Raw genomic sequence first — 17,646 nt, forward strand, 5'->3', positions numbered from 1 at the left:
TGTGATTCATTTAAAAACCCGCTAACTAGCGGGTTTTTTTATTTTATTAAAAATAATTTTATATTCAGTCATACTCATATCGGCTTTATAAATATCACAGTTTATATCATGTTTAATAACAGCTTTAAGTAATGATTTCTCAAGTTCTTTACTAGCTTGAAATCCGATATAAACAGCTAATATAGCCTCCTTGGGAATATCATATGTTATTACTTTTAATCCGATATTATCTGTTCCAACGGCTCTTTCTGTATCCATATAAGCTCTAAATATTCGTTCTTCTTGTTCATATGCCCACTCCAAAGGTTTTTGGCATAATAGACTTTCTATTTGATTTAAATCGTTATTAACAGGGGAGCGGAGTTCAGAATAAATAACAGGGCTGGGTTTCGTCAGATTACCTTCTCCCGATTTTTTATGGAAAAATTCATGTGTTTTATCAAAACCTATGACATAACCTGTCCCTTTTTCAGATGATGCGTAATGACTCCACATTAATAAGCTATTGTTGCTTCTAGATAAGGATAGTATTCCATATGTCTCACCTAAATATTCGATAAGGCCTTTTACTAAATGCTTATGAGAAAAGGTCTGTTCGATATCATTTATTAAACTGAGTTTTAAGTTATTTGCTAAATTTAGGTTTTCCTGTGTTATTTCTTCCTGTGGAGCACATTTTAATAGCTCATTTATTTCTCCTATTGCCCCGTTTATTAATTCTTGTTTTAGTTTATCTTTATTTATCAAAGGCAGTGATTCATAAGGATCATTTAAGGATTTTAGTGGCGAAAACCTTATTTTTAAATTTTGTAAAACATCTAGTCTTTCAGGAGATAAGTATTTAAACAGCATAAAAGTAATAGCTAAAAAAGATTTAATATATGTTAACAAAAATAAATTACTTTTTAATTTAAATTAATAATGCGAACAGGTAAACATTAAAGTTAAATACTTTAATGTTTAGTTTCTCCCATTTATTATATTGTCGCTGTGGCGACGGCACCCAAAGGGAGACTGCCTCCGGCCTCCCTTTGGAAACCCTCGGAGCTGCTGAAAAATGTAGTTCTTCATAAATAAATCAATGATCGAGCTAACGTTCAGAAAGCACATCCATGTGCTACTTCACTTTGCTGGCGTCCTGCCAGCAATAGCTGATATTGATTATTCATTCAGACATTTTTCCAAGCAGAGTTTATGCTCCGTTTTAGTTTGTCGTTGTTGATCGTTAAATTCGCTGTATTGATATTTGTTTACTATAGAAGTGAGCAAGGTAGTTTTGACCAATTCCCATGTCAGCGGTTTGATAAATAACTAGCAATGGTAGACCTCGACCCGAGACATGGATGTCGAGGGCTGCCGTTGTTCATGGAAGATAAATCGGCAGGTATCGGGGTTTACGCTAGTTGTTTAGCAAAGTATTCCGCTGTTTGGGCACCGAGGGGGTTGCAAGGGGGAAACTGGTGTTATTTCCCCTTTGCGTGCTGTCGGCACACCGACAATTAACTTTAATTAAAACACTAATATCAAAAGGATTTCACCTACTAACGTTAAAAGGGCATATAGTTTGGGGTTAAATTCTTTATGGTTTAGTTTTCTTATCTGATTATATTGTCGCTGTGGCGACAGCACCCAAAGGGAGGCTGACGCCGACCTCCCTCTGGACACCCTCGGCGCTGCTAACAAACGTGATCTTTCATTCAAACCAATAGTTCGACGTAACGACAAAGATCGCACATCCATGTGCGGCTTTGCCTTTGTCATCATCCCTGATGACAATACGTGACTATTTGGTTTTCATTTCAGCGTTTGTTCAAGCAGTGTTTTATGCTCCGTTTTAGTTTGTCGTTGTTGATAGTTAAATTCGCTGTATTGATATTTGTTTACTATAGAAGTGAGCATTGCGGGTTTAACCAATTCCCATCTCCAGCGTTGAAGTTTGAATTTTTAATAGTCGTTAACCGATGACAGCCATGGATGGCTGGAACTGACGTCGCGCAGGGACGAGCATTCGTCAGGTATCGATAACGACAAAAATTTACACTTCAGTTTTCGCTGAGCAGGGCGTCGGAGGGGATCCAAGGGGAGGCACGGCGGTACGTCGCCCCTTGGGTGAAGCGGCCACCGCCGCAATGGACTAGAAAGAATAACCAGGCTTAAAAGAATTTCACCTGCTCACTTTATTTGTCCATAAATACTTTAGGGTTTAGTTTCTTTCTCTGGTTATATTGTCGCTGTGGCGACTACACCCAAAAGTAAGAGCGGAGGCTGACTCCGCTCTTACTTATCTCCCTTTGGAAACCCTCGGAGCTGCTGAAAAATGTAGCTCTTCATAAATAAATCAATAATCGATCTAACGTTCAGAAAGCACATCCATGTGCTACTTCACTTTGCTGGCATCCTGCCAGCAATAACTGATATTGATTATTCATTCAGACATTTTTCCAAGCAGAGTTTATGCTCCGTTCTAGCTTATTTATATTAGTAGACTCTTCTTTGTCTTTAGTGGTGGTAGCTATAGAAACGAGAAGTGCGGGCTTGAATAATTCCCATGTCAGCGGTTTGGTAAATGACTAGCATAGGTAGACCTCGACCCGAGACTGGCTGTTCCTAGGCATCCATGCCTTCACGGCATTAGTGAATCCATGCACGTCGATGTCGAGGGCTGCCGTTGTTCAGGGAAGATAAATCGGCAGGTATCGGGGTTTACGCTAGTTGTTTAGCAAAGTATTCCGCTGTTTGGGCACCGAGGGGGTTGCAAGGGGGAAACTGGTGTTATTTCCCCTTTGTGTGCTGTCGGCACACCGACAATATAATTTGAATGATTAACTAATCTAGAAAGTATTTTAATAGAGCTGTTAACCAAGCTTAAAAAATTCTTTTTAATGTTGTTAACTTATAAAGTTTGATCGTCGCGGTGGCGACGGCACCCAATAGTAAGAGCTAAGGCTGATTTCGCTCTACGTATATCCCTTTGAACTCCCTACATGACTAATGTTAATAATTAATCGTTCATTTTTACTGCGCCAGAAATATTACTGACTTTAACGCCGCCTGAACCATCACTAAGTAAAGTAAAACTTGCCGCATGGTCGACGGTTATACTGCCAGAACCATCAGAAATAGTTACACCTTGTTCGGCATTATTAATGGTAATATCACCTGAACCATCCTTAATTTTTACCGAGCCTTTGAGTTTTTCTGCGTTGATAGAACCTGAACCGTCGTTAATCGTTAAATCACCAGCAATGTTAGTAATCGTAATGCTACCTGAACCGTCATCAATGGTTAAATCACCGGTAATGTCATTAACAGTAATACTACCTGAACCGTCGATAATATCGGCTGAGGCGATGTTAGATAAGCTCATCGAGCCTGAACCATCATCTATCTTAACGTATAAATGACTTGGCAGGCGCACTTCTAGATCAATTTGGGTTCTCATGTCAGAGTCATCGTTATCTGCGATTAGTTGAGCTGTATTCTCTTTTTTAGTGAGTGCTAGGCGATATTCACTATGTGCTCTCGCTTGATATATCTTTGCATTGACCTGAATTTTATCGCTGTTTGAACCATTTAGGGTTAAAGAACCCGCACCAATATTCAATTGTAATGAACTTAAATCTGTTGCATTTAAGCTCATTGTTTTTGTGTCTTGTAAGGTTAATTCATCGTTCCAGTCTGCTATGGCTGATAATGAGATCATTGCTGTTGCAATTGCCATACTAAGATTTTTTAGTGATTTCATAGCTATCCTTTATTTTTGGCTTTTTATATAAGATGCTATTGAGGGGGAAAAGGTTTAAATATGAAAAATTTTTATTTAGTGTAATAAATAGCAATAGTTCAAATTTAATACATTATGAGTTAATTTTTTATCTGATTATATTGCCAAGCTGTCGACGCTCACAATAAAACATTATTAAATAACATATCTAGGTAGTACTTTAGTAACATACTTAATCGAATATGTGCTATTTTACTTTGTTGTTTCAGGCTTAATGACGAATAAGCTGTTTTTACCCCGATGATTTCAGTAAAATGTCCCTTTAACAATTTTCAAGGGTTAGCGATGAAACGCGTTGTTTTATATATTTCAGATAAATGTCCTCACTGCCGTGAAGCTAAAAAATACTTAGACGATAATGACATTCAATATCGATTAACCAATGCAAAAATGCAACGTGGTCGAAAAGAGCTCGATGCGATTGGCGCTCGTTCTGTACCTGCACTTAAAATTGGCAATGAAGTAATGATTGGCTGGAATCTAAAAACGTTTAAAAAACTCTATGCTGAAAAATAATAGATATTCTCTAATTTAAATTTAAGTCATATCTGCCAGTATTTATCGTTTTAGCTTAGTTTAACTGCAGTTTATATTTGAGGTCTTAATGGATTTTATGCCATTATCCCAAAGGCCTAAGTAAAGTTCGTTATGAGTATCAGTTTGCACCATTAATAAGCTTTTCACTCCGCCTTTATCAACTTCTTTAATGTTATTACTAATCCAAGTTACGCCATTGTCGCTACTACACAACACTTCTAAGGGTTGCTCTGATTTTTGTTTGTTATAGCTAGCGGTATATAAATTACCTTCATCATCGATAACAATATCCCAATAAAAAAGATGGTTAACATCACCTAGTGGCTTTATCCAGTTTTCACCGTTATCTGTGCTGACTACTATCCCACCTTCACTACCAAAGATTACTGTTTGTTTGTCGGTAGGGTGAATCATTCCTCCTTTAAAAACAGACGGGTTTGGTAATAAGTCAGTCCAGGTTGTAACACTACCATCTACCATCGAATAACGCTTAAGGTAGCCATTTTCGATTGGTCCTTGGCCGCCGAACCAGACGAAGTTTTGAGAAGGATGAGGTATGAGTAGTGCTAGACCTGATGCAAATCCATCCCAAGTACCATCTAACAATGTCCAATTTTCTGCAGAAGTATCTGAAACGGCAAATGAGGTGTCTCCGACAGCATAGAGTAGGTTATTGGTTTGATCATAAGCGATATTATTAATAACACTATATTCATTACGACCAAAGTTATGATTAACTATTTGCCAATGTTGTCCACTATCTTGGGTGAAATAAAGTGGTGAGGGTTCTGTGTATGGATCTGCCCCCTCAACTTGCATAGCAGCAATGTAATGACCTTCTGAAATTATCGCTAATGACTGTAAGCCATTGGCATTTGGCGATCGATCTTGCCACTGAGCTGTGTTGTTTTCTCGCCACAATATCCCTTTGGATGTGCCGGTGATCTGAGCTTCACCATCAAGATAAATTTTATTAACAGTAACGGAGTCGGTTAAAATGTCTTTAACGATACTTGCAGGTGGTATTGGTGGTGAAATTACTGGTGTTTGACTGTCGCTTCCTCCTCCACAACTCACAATAAATACACCGGTGATTAATGCAAAGTAGCACGTTTTAAGCTTTTTCATTTTTAAGCATCCCTTCGTTGTTGTATAAAGTTAAATACATCAAACTAGACTACATTAAATAATGAGTAGTAAATGTTAAGAAATGTAATCGTCAATAGTAAAAAAGCCGCAAAAAGCGGCTTTATTCCGTAGATATGTGTTATCTCTACTTAGTGTTCAGCATTTTCTTCATAACGATCATTAGTGTAAAACGCAGCGTAAGCAATTGTGGTTAAAACTAAAGCAAAAGCTAAAATTACATAAACTGTTTGAAATACAACATGAGTTGAGGTGATTACAGCATCATAGGCAACGAATGTGAATATAATGGCTATTGGTAAAAACTTTATTGATTTAGACAAATTCTGATTTTTAAAAAAAGGCTCTGCGTTGCCGTCATAACGCTCATTTGTATATTGAGCGGCATTAGAAAGTGCACTTAAAGAAAAATACGCTGCTAATAGGATAAATATGACTTGGAAAATAAGGATCCCTGATGTCGCTATTGAATTGATCGATAATAAAACAAATAAAATAGCAGGTGGTATACAAACCAATGCCCTAAATAAGTTTTCATTTTTCACTATTCTTTCATTATTAACCTTTTCCATTTAACGACCTCTTAATTAACTTTTATTATTATTTACGTTTAAATCGACGTGTAGTTTTTTATTTAACCATTTTTAGTTGTTATTTTAAACCAATAATTAAAAATAGCAGGGTAAGTTATATGAGTAAGTAATAAATACCTGTGCAATATAAAATAAAGTTGTCTGCTGAGAATAATTTCGCGACTTTAATTTAAAATCCCCTGAAAAATATCCTTTTAACATTAAACTTATTCAGCATCTTTTCCATTAACTCAAGATCAGAGACTCTATCATCTAATGCATCTAACTTAAGTTCTTGGCGTATTAATTTGTCATCTTGAGCTTTATCTAATCCGCCGCTAGCAACAAAGCTTCGAATACTAGCCAATTCGCCTTTATCTAACCACACGCCACAGTGTATACAACTATCGATAAGTACCCCTGATAGGGTTTTAAAATTTCGCCTAGACATCATTTTTTGGCAATTTGCGCAAGGTAGATAATTTTCAGATTTTTTAAGAGCAGGGCGTTTGTATAGAGGATCGCTACTTTCATCTCGATAAACATCAAATTCAGAGGTTAATACTGAAAATTCATCAGGCTCTAACCAAAGCCCCTCGCATTGGTTGCATTTATCTAGTTCAAAGTTTCGATAATGCGCTATTTTGAGTGTTATAGCACAACGAGGACATTGTTTGGGCTTATCTTCCTGTGAAATTTGCATACCGCCATTACACATTGGGCAATTATGGACTTTTGCTTTAACAATATGATGACACGAGAGACACTGTGACTGAACCATATCATTCCTTATATAGAATTCTTACATGGAAAGAAGTTTACTTAATGTTTTTCGTTATCACCACTTTTGCAGTACGCTTAAAGCACTAAAAATGATAAAAGGCTAGTTGGGTTGAGTCATTATGCTTTATAATAATAGTAGTCATTTAGTAAAGTGTTAAGCTTATTTAAAATAAATATCAGGATGGTTATGGAAGCTCATGGTAGTGTAACAACAAAGTGGAAAGGTAATATTCTACTCATCACTACACACGGATCTTTTAATATTGAAGGTATCAATATTGCATTTGACCAAATAAAAGAAACTGTTAATCAAAAAAACTTTCCTGTGTGGAGTCGTGTTGATTTTTTAGATAATGATACCTTAGGATCTAAAGAAGTGATGAAAGTTATTTCAAGCTCCTATTTGTGGTCTTTCCAAGAGAGCCAATGCAAAGAAATGGTGGTGTATTGTAGTAATTTATTACAGCAAGAAATGTTAAAAAACTTTCTCCGTACTACGCCATTAAATATTAAAATATTCACCGACCTAGATGAAATTTATCAATATATTGAGCGTTTATAGTTGTTTGATCTATTTGATTTATGTTTTCAATAATTTTCTATAAGCCAAATATTTAAACAGTTTCTTTGGCTATCTTTTGGTTCTCTATACTCTCTTCAATAACTTTTTCTCGCATTTCAATCAACTTTTCTAACGCTTGTTGTTTTTCTTCTGGGCTCATATTTTTATTGTTACTAATCTCTTTCATCATAGCTTCAATTTCATCTAATTTCTTGCGATCAACACCTGTACGCTTATCTAAGATAGTTTGCATTATTTCACTAAAACGCATTTCGTTTTCGGTGACATTTGTTTCACTATCAGTTGTTTGATTCTGCGCAAGTAGTTCTCTGGCAGTTTCCGGCTTTACATAGATAGGGGCTATTTCTTCTACTATTTTACCTTCCATTAAAGCTTGAGCTTTAGTGGATAAAGTCACTGTATCTTGAGCAACTGTAGACGTTTGTGTTACAGATGTATTTCTATCAAAATTGACGAATGCGGCGTTATTTGCTCTGGCTTGTTCAACGGCTAGAGCATAGTTATTATTTATCATCATAATGAGCACTCCATTGCTAAGGGTATATGTGCAAGGCAATATTTGGTTAATAGCGTTATGATTACAAAAGCATAAGGTGTGCCATTTTTAATACCGCCATTTAGCTTTACTTATTTGTGTTTTTTCTTTTGTGACGAGTAAAGTGTTGGCTTTTACTACTTATTAATTATGATCAAAAGCGTTATTAGTGGCAATAATGGTAATAAAGTGGCAATTTCTTGCCACGGTCTTCTTTTTGTTTTTAATTGTATTGTCATTGTAGAGTAAAGAAAACGTCATATATTTTCATTAAATTCAACTTTTTCAATGTTGGGAGAGAATTAATGAAAACTAAACAATGGCAAGCAGATGAATTTGACGATTTAGACACGTTAAATAATTACACAAAAAAGAAAAATAAAAAGCAACTTAATAGAAAGTATAAAGATGTAGAGTCGTTAAAAGAAAGATATCGTGAACGTAAAGAGTTCAACGATTATGATAAATATTATTCAATGTAATTTATTTTTATAAACTGTTCGTTTGCTAATTAATTTGCCTATCAAAAGCTTACTTTCTTAACAAGAGTATTTTAATAAAAAACCTTGCAAATCTAAATGAGAACTATTATTGTTTGTTGTGTTTGTAGTTTGAAGGATAATGTAATGCATTGGCAACAATTAATGAGCAAGGGTAATAACTTTTTTGAAACCCAGCAATGGGGTAAAGCGGAAAGTTATTATAAATCGGTATTCAGTCAGTTAGAAGGGCAATGGGAACGAGGAAAAGACAACGAATCTTTGTTGATGGCGTGGATATGTTCTTGTCATAATTTGGCGACACTATTTGAAACGAAAGGTGACTATGAAAGTGCCATTGGCTACCTAGTTCAAGCATATCAACAAGCGTATTCTATTAGTCAAAACCCAAATTTAACCCATTCGTTACGCTATTTAGCGTTTAACGCATTAAAAACCACATTAAATCCAATTTTAATATTTTCGACAAAATATCCTACGTGTGAAAATTGCTTAGAGCAACTTAGAAGGCTTCAGTTAACGCTAGAAGCTGAGGTATATACTGTACATTAATGTTATTTGTAATAATGCTCATGTGGAGCGTGCTTTTCTTTAGTTTATGTGGTTGATAATTTTTTAATACATTGCATGATCCATTGTTTTAATTGCAATTCATTAAGTCCACCTGATACTCGGTCAAGTTCTTTTCCATGATGAAAAAATATCAGTGTAGGAATACTTCGAATATTAGCTTCGCTTGCTATTTGTTGTGCCTGCTCAGTGTTTACTTTAGCAAACAATATATTATTAGTTTGTTTAGCAACAGCAGAAAAAGTCGGTGCCATATTCTTACAAGGACCGCACCAACTTGCCCAAAAGTCTACAATAACCGGAAGATCATTTCGTTCAATAAAAGGGTAAAAACTTTCATTTGTTAGGTTAATAGGCTCGGCTGAATAAATCGCTTTTTTGCAGCGACCACAGTTAGCGAGTAGATGGTCTTTATCTTCAGGAATACGATTAGTTGCCAAGCAATGTGAGCACGTAATATTCATGTTAACTCTCTATGGGTAAGTGCTACGAACAAATATGAAATGTATTATTAGTCGTATACTATTTTATGATGTATTTAAAAATAGTGTAACCTTTTAGATATTAAATTTTAATGGATTTTATTAAAATTATTTCTAACGTCAATAGAGTAACTATAAACGAATGAATAACTTGTCTTTAAAGGTGTTTTATCCCGCGGGGGGAAAGTCAAACTCTGAAATAATAATAAGCCAGATCGTGGACACTAAGCTCGAAGGTGTTATGGTTGGTCTTGCACTTTCACCGTTAACCGGTGTAGAAGAGCAATTTGTTATTTATCAGTTTACATATAAAAATAACATGATTGATTATCGAGCGGTTCCCGCTAAATGCCCTCACCAAGGCGCAAATATTAGTAACGATGAAGTGAAAGCTGATGGCAATGTTTATTGTTCGTTACATCGCCGCCCAATTTGTATTTATAGTGAATATAATACGGCTTATGCGGTTATTAATCGTGATAATAACTTTTATATTGCAAAGAGCACTTAATTTATCATCACTTCATTGCAGATATACGTTACGTTAATGCGAGTATTTGGTGAACTTTAGCTTGTAAAATGGGGATTACTTCACGGTCAAACCACTGGTTTTTCTTTAGCCAAATGTTATTTCGTGGGCTAGGGTGAGGTAAAACAATTTGTTTTTTTTCAATAAACATTTTCCATTGACTAGCAAGTTCTGTAATTGAAGCTTTTTGGTGTAAATGCCAATTAACGGCATACTTCCCAAGGATAATAGTAAATTCAACATTGGTGAGTTGTGCTAAAAGTTGTTTTCGCCATACTTGTGCACATAAAGGGATAGGAGGTTTATCACCTGACTTTCCTTTACCTGGGTAGCAAAAACTCATTGGTAGAATAGAAAATAAATCAGTATCATAAAATTGCTTCTTATCTACGCCAAGCCAATCTCGTAAACGATCACCACTTAGATCATCAAAGGGAACACCTTTCTCGTGGGTGAGTATTCCAGGTGCTTGCCCAACGATCAAAATTTTACAGTTTTTACTGGCTTGTAATATAGGTTTGGCTTGTAATGGCAAAATGTCTTGGCATAAAGTGCAACTTCTAATGTTACTTAATAAGTCTTTCATTTATTAGGCCTAACTTGTGATCTAATGGCTAGCTATTTAATTTAGGTTAAGTAGTTTACTTAAATTTATCTTAAATCAATAATCGAGTACTTTGATTAACTTACAGTAGGGAAGTTATCTTGTTTATTAAGTAAAACATAGTGCTAAAAAAGAAACTAAATTATTGCCAAGCGAAGTACTTACGTTTAATGAGTTATGTTTTACTCATTTTATCAACCATAGCAATACTTTTTATTGCTGAACTTATTCGCTCATACCTTATTGAATATGAATTAGGCTCAATGTTTATCTCTTTTTGTGTTGGATTTATTTTATTAACGCCGTTAGTGAGCTTATTGTTATATCCATTACTACTTTCTTCAGGATTAAAGCAAGTACCTTCACCATTTTACATGATGTTAAAAAATATAGGTTTAGTGTTGTTAGTACAGCTTTTATTCTTTTTTATCTGGATGACTGATGCTATTGCTGTATATAGTATATATGTTGATCAAGACTCTTTTTTAGCTAAAGCATTGAATATAAATAATTTTAGAGCAGACCTTTCACAAGAGTTCTATTGGGGAAACTTAATACTTGCATGTGTTTTTAGCTTAATATCATTAGTTATTGGAGTATTACCTTGTTTGGTAGCTCAATTAAATAATCAGGGAGTAGTGAGAAACTTCGTCATTTCAATTACATTTGCCAACCACAATAAAGTGTTATTTGTCGTTTATGCTTGCATTCTTGCTGCAATAATTGTCTTACCTTTACTTTATACACCTTTTCTATTTTTACTCTGTTTTCCTATTGCCTTTAGATATGTGTGTTGTGATTTGTTTCACCGTTATCAAGAGGTATTAAAATAAATAGAAATTTAACGCTAGTACTTTTAAAAGAGTATAGTAGTGATAAATTCGACAAGGTGAAATGTTTTATAAAGTGGGTAGTATAAATACGGTTAAAGTAGCCATTGGCCTTAACTTAAGGGCTGCGGATCCGCTTAAATCTTGGCCAAGGCAACAAAATGTTAAGATCAATGTTTGTCAGACTTTTCAGCCACAGGTGATTGCGCTAGTGCTGTCGTTTGATCTTCGTTTTTTTCTTTCATCTGATCTTCTGTTTGTTCATGATTTTCACCGCCACATTGTCCACAACAACTCATAATTATCTCTGGTAATTGATTATGAGGTAATAATACTTGAGTAAATTACTAGGGTATTGATTTAGATCATCTTTTTATTATGAATTATAAAAAGCATATCAAAAATATCATCAGGCTTAGAGAGTGGACTTTCTTGATTTAAATTTGTTGAAAATTCAACAGTAATGGGTATTGAATATTTATTTTGCGCTCGCTTATTTCTGTTATGCCAAGTAACACGCAATAAGATATTCCTGCATTATTTATCTTATTAAACAAGCACCTTCACCTATTAAAAGCCAATAGATTGAAAGTTACTTGTTAATGTATAGTTTATTATGTGGTTATAAAATACAGTGTTTGAACTTAGGTTATCTAAGCCTTATATCTAAGCTATCGACAACATCAGACCAATCTGAGTCTTCTGTTATTGCTTCTTGAAGAAAGTTAGCTTGCGATTTATTCCAAATATCCGCCTTATAAAGCGGGGTACTGGAAGGAATACCACGATGTAAGTTGACAAATTTTTCTATGTCTTCAGGTTGGCTGCTTATACCTAATTGAGCAAATAAACAGGCCATGGTGTGTTTAGAACGATCCATAATATATCTCCTTACTTTATATGATAAGCACAGCTAAAATATAACATGCTTGAGGTTAATAAATAACCCATCACCCTTAAACTCTCGCCATTTTAATTATATTTTCATTACATACTTTAAATTGAATGTCTTCTTTAGGGTAGCTTCTACATAGTGATGGTCTTGCCAGATAGACACTACAGTAATAATTATTATTTGACGAGGTTAAAAATATACACTCACCATTTTCTTTAAATTGTAAAAAATAGCCGGGTTTTTCTTGGCGGTCTGAGTTTGCAATTTGTGATATTGGAAGGTGAGTAAAATCAATGAGTCGATTAATGTCTTGTGTTGTAATGCGAACAAAGGGAAATTCTCTACAACAAGTGCCACATTTTATGCACATTTCGCTGGTAGGTTGTGTTGAGATAATGAAATTATCCTTGTATGTAGTTAAAAAAACGAGTAAAAATTGTGTATTACTTGGCAGTAAAACAAACGGACAAGGATAATAGACAGGCGTTATTAAGTACTTAATCGTTATCGTGATTGCAGTAGCAGTAATTAATGATTATCAATGATACTAGCATACATTATAGATATAAGCTTTTTATTAAACGTTGACTTCTAGGTATAAATTTATTCTCGTAATCAAGTGAAAATGCCACATAGTTCGCCCTTCCAAGCAACTCTTGTCTAGGAACAAAGCCATAGACTCGGGAATCTGAACTATTACGTCGGTTATCGCCTAAAACTAAATAGTGATCTTTGGGGACCGTTACCGTTGAAAAATTAGCAAGTGAAGAGCTACGACTCTTGTCAACTTGTATGTTCCGAACATTATTATGTATTCGCTCAATTACTTTTTCAGCTGAACTTTCACTATTGACACTTTGATCAAGTGGTTGATAGCTTGCAGTCACTCCGTTGATGGTGAGTATTTCGTTACGCATTGAAACATGATCGCCAGGTAGCGCAACAACACGCTTAATGAGTCGCATATCTGCCGCTTTTGAGTTAAACACAATAATATCATTTCGTTTAGGCTCACCTATAGAGATTAATGACATATGAGTGAAAGGAAGTCGCAAATCATAGGCCATTTTATTGACCGTAATTCTATCCCCTACTTCAATTGTTGGCATCATTGAACTTGATGGTACCGTATACCAGTCAGCAACAGCGCTTCTAAATACTGACATTAAAGCAATTACTATAAAAAAAGACTTATGCGCTTTTAAAAAAGTAGATATAACATTAGACGATTTAGATTTTTTCATGACTTGTCCTGTTTTTTATTTTTAAGAATTACGTTGGACTTGAAATATAAAATAATGTTTATTTGAAAGATGTAACAAATGATTATTATTTATCAATATTTTCCATAATTTAACTGAAATGGCAGTTATAAAATAAACGTTTAGTTGTTTTATGTTTACAGAATAAAACGCAAACAACACATAAAAAGGGGTGATCATTTGTAAAAATATTGTTAGATTCCCCTTAAGGGAAGTGTTTGTTGCAAAATGTTACATTATTTTAAGAATAGCTTTTGTTTAAACATTTTAGTAATTGATTAAGAGAAGTAGATGGTTACTATGAAGAAATGGTATTTTTCTAATGACGGTAAAATTACGGGGCCATTTGGTCTACAAGCAGCTAATGAGCAAGTAGCTAAATATCCAAATGCTTTTGCTTGGCATCCGTCATACGCGCAATGGATGCCTGTTAGCTGTGTTGATGAATTTGATATTTTCGTTTCTGTTCCAAAACCCCCAATGGAAGTACCTAAAAAACTCTATGAAGATTTTGTTGGTAAAGAGCGAGAAATGATCGCGACATTACAGCGTATTGATAAAACGCTTAGTGTGACTAATGACTCTTTGCACGAGTTAGATCAAGATATAGATAATACGATTGAAATCACACATAACCTCAATATTGAAGTAAAAACAACAATTGAAAATATTGAGCAACAATTTGCTGCACTTAAAAAGAATCTTGCGGTCGCTAAAAAGCACCCATAACCCTCAAAATAGTACGCATTAAATATTAATTCTTAGTAATAGTAGTTAAGAAGGAATTACGCTCATGAAAAAATGGTATTTTTCAAATAATGGTGAAATAAGTGGTCCTTTAGATTTAACCAGTGCCAGAAAAATCGTTGAAAAAAATGCAGATCTTTACGGTTGGCATCCGTCTTTTAGCACATGGAAACCTGTGCGTGTTATTGGTGAGTTTTCAGAACTTATTAAAACAAATCTTGTTACTAATCAGGTACCTAAAGAAATTATTAATGAGTTTAACAATACCAAAATAGCGTTGTCTGAAAAACTTTCTTTAGTTGCTGAAAGTATTAAAGAAACCGAAATGTTAAAAGCAAAATTAAAGAAAAAAATAAGCTTGTATAAACATTTAACAGAAGATTTGAGTGACGATTTTAAATCAGCAATTATAAGTATTGAGCAACAATATTCTTCTTTTAATAAAAGGTTACTTAATTTACAAGATGCAGCAAATATTGCTAAGAATGAAATAGAAGAGGTAACTCAAAAATTTAAAGAGCAACTATATAATAAACAAGATAATATTGATGTGCCAAGCGATTTAAGTGGTAATGTACGTAAAATATCTACATCAGTAGAAAATATGCAACAAAGCTCAAGTGATTTTGTTGATGATGTCGAGACGGTTATTGATATAGATGCTGACTTTGATTTAGTGGATGAATCGGTTCATTTGATTGAAGATGAAGCAACTGAAAAGTCAGTAAGTGATAAATATAATACGAAAATTCAAATTGTTGACGATAAGGTGACTGAAGCAAAACCTGTAAAAGCCGCAACTGACGAAGAAGTACCTAAAAAAATAAAAAAAATATCTACAGTGGCTGATAACTCAACAATAAATGCCACAGCAGCTAAAGTTTCGAATGCGGAGGTAGTAGAAAAACCTGAAGCACCAATTAAGCGCATGGTGATTGGCACTAAGGCTCCAGAGATCATTCGCCAGCCGATAAAAATTAGTACACAAGAAAACCCTAATGAAGATAAAGACACGTCACAGGAGAGCGTAAAAGCCAAAATTGATGACGTAAATAGTGCTAATGAAAATAGTAATCTGCAAAATACAGACGCTTCAATTAATCAGATTAAGAACTTAGAAAATACAGAAGAGCAAACTAAAAAAGGTTTAGCTGGTGTTAAAGGGATGTTTAAATCCGTATTTAAATCTCAAGTGCCAGCACCTAAATTATCAGCACAATTAAAAATGTCAGAAGCAATTAAAGAAACTGATAAACAGGAAGCTAAACTTTCAGCTAATGACGAAAGCGGGGCAGTCGTAGAATTAAAGAAAGCGGTCAACGAAAGTGAAGTGACTAATGCTGACGAAGATGACACTAAAAAAGTTCGTCGCCGCCGTAGACGAAGATAAATTGATAATAACTTAGGTATAAGTCAGCTATTTTTAACGAATACAACTCAATAATAGCTGACATCTTTAAATAAAAGCCAATTAATTAAACTAAGCAAGATGTTTGGCTGATTACACACCTATTACGTCCAAGTTCTTTTGCTTGATACATGGCTTTATCTGCTTTTTCAAATAGGCTATCCCAATTTTCTTCTTCATCAAGCTCAGCTATGCCTAGTGATACAGATATTTTAGGTAAGTAAGTATTTGTCTGTTTTTGTATTAACTTTAATTTTTCAACAGATGTTCTAATTTTTTCAGCAATATTCTCAGCTATTTTTATCGATTTATTGTGCATTACGACTATAAACTCTTCACCGCCTAAACGGGCTGCTATATCATCGGCTGAAATGGATTGTTTAATGATATTTGCAATTAATTGAATGACCTTGTCGCCAACAGCATGACCAAAACTGTCATTAATTTGTTTAAAGTGATCAATATCGATGGCAATAGTAGAGTGAGTTTGGTTGATATTAAATTCTTGTAACTTTGACTGACAACCACGTCTATTCAATAAACCTGTTAAAGAATCTATCGCCGCTTGTTCTCTTGACTCACTTAATTGAGTACGTAGCAATTTTACTTCCGCATATGTATGAGTCAGTTCATCTGTTAATGCTTTGCGTTGACTTTGAGAATTATTAATTAAGTTAATGATAAAATTTATGAGGGTTTTTAAAGGTTGATGTTGTGCTAATTTACTTAATGCCCCATCAACCTTTTTAAGATTAAAAGCTATTTCTTTTTCATTGATAACTTGGGAATCTATTTTATTTAAGGTCTTATTAAGTGTTTTTTCAAACGGGGATAGTAGAAGGTTTTCTATATTATGACTCGCTGAAAGAAATTCGTTAAACATGTCTTCTATGAAAACATCGTCGATCTGACCTTTGGTTGAAAGTTTTTTTCAATTGCCGATTTTAGCTTTGTATTATCATTACTAACATAATGATAAATAACTGCATAATTTATAGGGTGAGGCGTTAACATATGGTTATCCATAAATGCTAATGCTCTTTCGCAAAGCAGTTGAGCTTCTTTATAATTATTATTGTTACTGGTAGTGTGCACAGGTTAATCCTTGCTATGTGAAATCCAAAAAAGAAATCTAAACACTAATATAAACGTTATTTTGTACGCTTAATAACCAATCTAACCTTTTTATGGGTTGATTTACAATCACTTTTTTACTTTATTGAACTTTTGTACATAAGTTGCAGTGAGTTTACCTTTAATTTTTGCCATTATTAAAGAAATATTTTATTCCCATTAAGCAATCAGTGTTAAATAGTCTAAAATATTTAATTACATTTATTTTTTTGCAATAAAAAAGTGGTATGGTTATTTTGACCTTAAACTATTTTTATGACTGACCAGTGAAACCCTATGACAAATACAATAAAGATTAATGATAAAACATTCGACATAGATGTACCTGATGATATGCCGCTGCTTTGGTTTTTAAGAGATCATTTAGAATATACAGGAACCAAGTTTGGTTGTGGTGCTGGTTTATGTGGCGCTTGCACTGTGCATGTAGATGGACAAGCAACACGTTCATGTGTTTTACCTGTGAGTAGTTTAGTCGGCAAGTCAATTACAACCATCGAAGGATTGTCGAAAGATGGTGATCATCCCTTACAAAAAGCTTGGTTAGAAAATAACGTGCCACAATGTGGTTATTGTCAAGCGGGTCAAATAATGAATGCAGCAAGTTTATTAAAAAATAATGCGGCTCCTAGCGATGATGAAATTGATGCGGCAATGCAGGGTAATATTTGCCGTTGTGGTACGTATCAACGTATTAAAAAAGCGATAAAATCTGTTGCTTATGACTTAGCTAAGGAAGTTTAAT

The 17,646-nt window shown here is 34.4% G+C and carries 23 protein-coding genes; 9 read left to right on the forward strand and 14 right to left on the reverse strand.

The features are described from left to right. Window positions 1-21 precede the first annotated feature (21 nt). A complete protein-coding gene (locus IE155_RS01785) occupies window positions 22-891 on the reverse strand; it encodes a DUF2971 domain-containing protein (protein WP_189376358.1) in 870 nt (289 codons plus the stop codon). A 2,110-nt stretch (window positions 892-3,001) separates the two neighbouring features. Next, window positions 3,002-3,745: a DUF4097 family beta strand repeat-containing protein gene (locus tag IE155_RS01790; RefSeq protein WP_189376359.1), complete on the reverse strand. Its 744-nt coding sequence runs from the start codon at window positions 3,743-3,745 to the stop codon at window positions 3,002-3,004. A gap of 324 nt (window positions 3,746-4,069) precedes the next feature. Here IE155_RS01790 and IE155_RS01795 point away from each other — a divergent pair, with 324 nt between their 5' ends. Continuing rightward, window positions 4,070-4,300, forward strand: a complete 231-nt coding sequence (locus tag IE155_RS01795; protein ID WP_189376360.1) for a glutaredoxin family protein — start codon at window positions 4,070-4,072, stop codon at window positions 4,298-4,300. 60 nt (window positions 4,301-4,360) lie between these two features. Here IE155_RS01795 and IE155_RS01800 read toward each other — a convergent pair whose 3' ends face one another. The 3 genes from IE155_RS01800 to IE155_RS01810 form a co-directional block, all read right to left on the reverse strand. After that, window positions 4,361-5,449, reverse strand: a complete 1,089-nt coding sequence (locus tag IE155_RS01800; RefSeq protein WP_189376361.1) for a sialidase family protein — start codon at window positions 5,447-5,449, stop codon at window positions 4,361-4,363. A 149-nt stretch (window positions 5,450-5,598) separates the two neighbouring features. Further along, window positions 5,599-6,039, reverse strand: a complete 441-nt coding sequence (locus IE155_RS01805) for a hypothetical protein (protein WP_189376362.1) — start codon at window positions 6,037-6,039, stop codon at window positions 5,599-5,601. Window positions 6,040-6,229: 190 nt separating this feature from the next. Beyond that, complete coding sequence (locus tag IE155_RS01810; RefSeq protein WP_189376363.1) at window positions 6,230-6,820, reverse strand: zf-TFIIB domain-containing protein; 591 nt, start codon at window positions 6,818-6,820, stop codon at window positions 6,230-6,232. A 189-nt stretch (window positions 6,821-7,009) separates the two neighbouring features. Here IE155_RS01810 and IE155_RS01815 point away from each other — a divergent pair, with 189 nt between their 5' ends. Next, the gene (locus IE155_RS01815; RefSeq protein ID WP_189376364.1) at window positions 7,010-7,384 is read left to right on the forward strand and encodes a hypothetical protein; all 375 of its coding nucleotides are present in this window, start codon (window positions 7,010-7,012) and stop codon (window positions 7,382-7,384) included. Between the two features lie 52 nt (window positions 7,385-7,436). Here the strand turns inward: IE155_RS01815 and IE155_RS01820 are convergent, their stop codons facing one another. After that, entirely contained in the window at window positions 7,437-7,922 is a 486-nt protein-coding gene (locus IE155_RS01820) for a hypothetical protein (RefSeq protein WP_189376365.1), read from the reverse strand. Between the two features lie 323 nt (window positions 7,923-8,245). Here IE155_RS01820 and IE155_RS01825 point away from each other — a divergent pair, with 323 nt between their 5' ends. Together IE155_RS01825 and IE155_RS01830 are read left to right on the forward strand one after the other, a co-directional pair. Next, on the forward strand, window positions 8,246-8,422 hold the full coding sequence (locus tag IE155_RS01825; protein ID WP_189376366.1) for a hypothetical protein: 177 nt from the start codon (window positions 8,246-8,248) through the stop codon (window positions 8,420-8,422). 144 nt (window positions 8,423-8,566) lie between these two features. Then, window positions 8,567-8,992 (forward strand): tetratricopeptide repeat protein, encoded by a 426-nt coding sequence (locus IE155_RS01830; protein WP_189376367.1) that lies wholly within the window; start codon window positions 8,567-8,569, stop codon window positions 8,990-8,992. Window positions 8,993-9,036: 44 nt separating this feature from the next. Here IE155_RS01830 and trxC read toward each other — a convergent pair whose 3' ends face one another. Beyond that, window positions 9,037-9,474 (reverse strand): thioredoxin TrxC, encoded by a 438-nt coding sequence (trxC, locus tag IE155_RS01835; RefSeq protein ID WP_189376368.1) that lies wholly within the window; start codon window positions 9,472-9,474, stop codon window positions 9,037-9,039. A gap of 160 nt (window positions 9,475-9,634) precedes the next feature. Between trxC and IE155_RS01840 the strand changes: the two genes are divergently transcribed. After that, window positions 9,635-10,003 carry a Rieske 2Fe-2S domain-containing protein gene (locus IE155_RS01840; RefSeq protein WP_189376369.1) on the forward strand — a complete coding sequence of 123 codons (369 nt, stop codon included), beginning with the start codon at window positions 9,635-9,637 and terminating at the stop codon, window positions 10,001-10,003. Between the two features lie 28 nt (window positions 10,004-10,031). Here IE155_RS01840 and IE155_RS01845 read toward each other — a convergent pair whose 3' ends face one another. Continuing rightward, window positions 10,032-10,607 (reverse strand): uracil-DNA glycosylase family protein, encoded by a 576-nt coding sequence (locus IE155_RS01845; protein WP_189376370.1) that lies wholly within the window; start codon window positions 10,605-10,607, stop codon window positions 10,032-10,034. 140 nt (window positions 10,608-10,747) lie between these two features. On the opposite strand from IE155_RS01845, the gene IE155_RS01850 reads away from it, so the two are divergent. Next, window positions 10,748-11,458 (forward strand): hypothetical protein, encoded by a 711-nt coding sequence (locus IE155_RS01850; RefSeq protein ID WP_189376371.1) that lies wholly within the window; start codon window positions 10,748-10,750, stop codon window positions 11,456-11,458. Window positions 11,459-11,625: 167 nt separating this feature from the next. Here IE155_RS01850 and IE155_RS18055 read toward each other — a convergent pair whose 3' ends face one another. From IE155_RS18055 to lepB, 4 genes are all read right to left on the reverse strand, one after another. Continuing rightward, window positions 11,626-11,754, reverse strand: coding sequence for a hypothetical protein (locus IE155_RS18055; RefSeq protein ID WP_268245233.1), 129 nt, complete (start codon window positions 11,752-11,754; stop codon window positions 11,626-11,628). 350 nt (window positions 11,755-12,104) lie between these two features. Then, window positions 12,105-12,335: a DUF2789 family protein gene (locus IE155_RS01855; protein WP_189376372.1), complete on the reverse strand. Its 231-nt coding sequence runs from the start codon at window positions 12,333-12,335 to the stop codon at window positions 12,105-12,107. 76 nt (window positions 12,336-12,411) lie between these two features. Then, window positions 12,412-12,720, reverse strand: a complete 309-nt coding sequence (locus IE155_RS18120; protein WP_189376373.1) for a YkgJ family cysteine cluster protein — start codon at window positions 12,718-12,720, stop codon at window positions 12,412-12,414. 187 nt (window positions 12,721-12,907) lie between these two features. After that, window positions 12,908-13,594: a signal peptidase I gene (lepB, locus tag IE155_RS01865; RefSeq protein ID WP_189376374.1), complete on the reverse strand. Its 687-nt coding sequence runs from the start codon at window positions 13,592-13,594 to the stop codon at window positions 12,908-12,910. Between the two features lie 309 nt (window positions 13,595-13,903). On the opposite strand from lepB, the gene IE155_RS01870 reads away from it, so the two are divergent. Next, window positions 13,904-14,341, forward strand: a complete 438-nt coding sequence (locus IE155_RS01870) for a DUF4339 domain-containing protein (protein ID WP_229816961.1) — start codon at window positions 13,904-13,906, stop codon at window positions 14,339-14,341. Between the two features lie 64 nt (window positions 14,342-14,405). Next, window positions 14,406-15,749, forward strand: a complete 1,344-nt coding sequence (locus tag IE155_RS01875) for a DUF4339 domain-containing protein (protein ID WP_189376375.1) — start codon at window positions 14,406-14,408, stop codon at window positions 15,747-15,749. Between the two features lie 85 nt (window positions 15,750-15,834). Here the strand turns inward: IE155_RS01875 and IE155_RS01880 are convergent, their stop codons facing one another. Further along, entirely contained in the window at window positions 15,835-16,650 is an 816-nt protein-coding gene (locus IE155_RS01880) for a GGDEF domain-containing protein (RefSeq protein WP_189376376.1), read from the reverse strand. Between the two features lie 5 nt (window positions 16,651-16,655). Continuing rightward, a complete protein-coding gene (locus IE155_RS01885; protein ID WP_189376377.1) occupies window positions 16,656-16,862 on the reverse strand; it encodes a hypothetical protein in 207 nt (68 codons plus the stop codon). Between the two features lie 315 nt (window positions 16,863-17,177). Here IE155_RS01885 and IE155_RS01890 point away from each other — a divergent pair, with 315 nt between their 5' ends. Beyond that, window positions 17,178-17,645, forward strand: a complete 468-nt coding sequence (locus IE155_RS01890) for a (2Fe-2S)-binding protein (RefSeq protein ID WP_189376378.1) — start codon at window positions 17,178-17,180, stop codon at window positions 17,643-17,645. Window position 17,646 lies beyond the last annotated feature (1 nt).

Origin of the sequence: Thalassotalea profundi (assembly GCF_014653195.1) — a bacterium.
In the GTDB taxonomy this organism is placed as follows: Bacteria; Pseudomonadota; Gammaproteobacteria; order Enterobacterales; family Alteromonadaceae; genus Thalassotalea_B; species Thalassotalea_B profundi.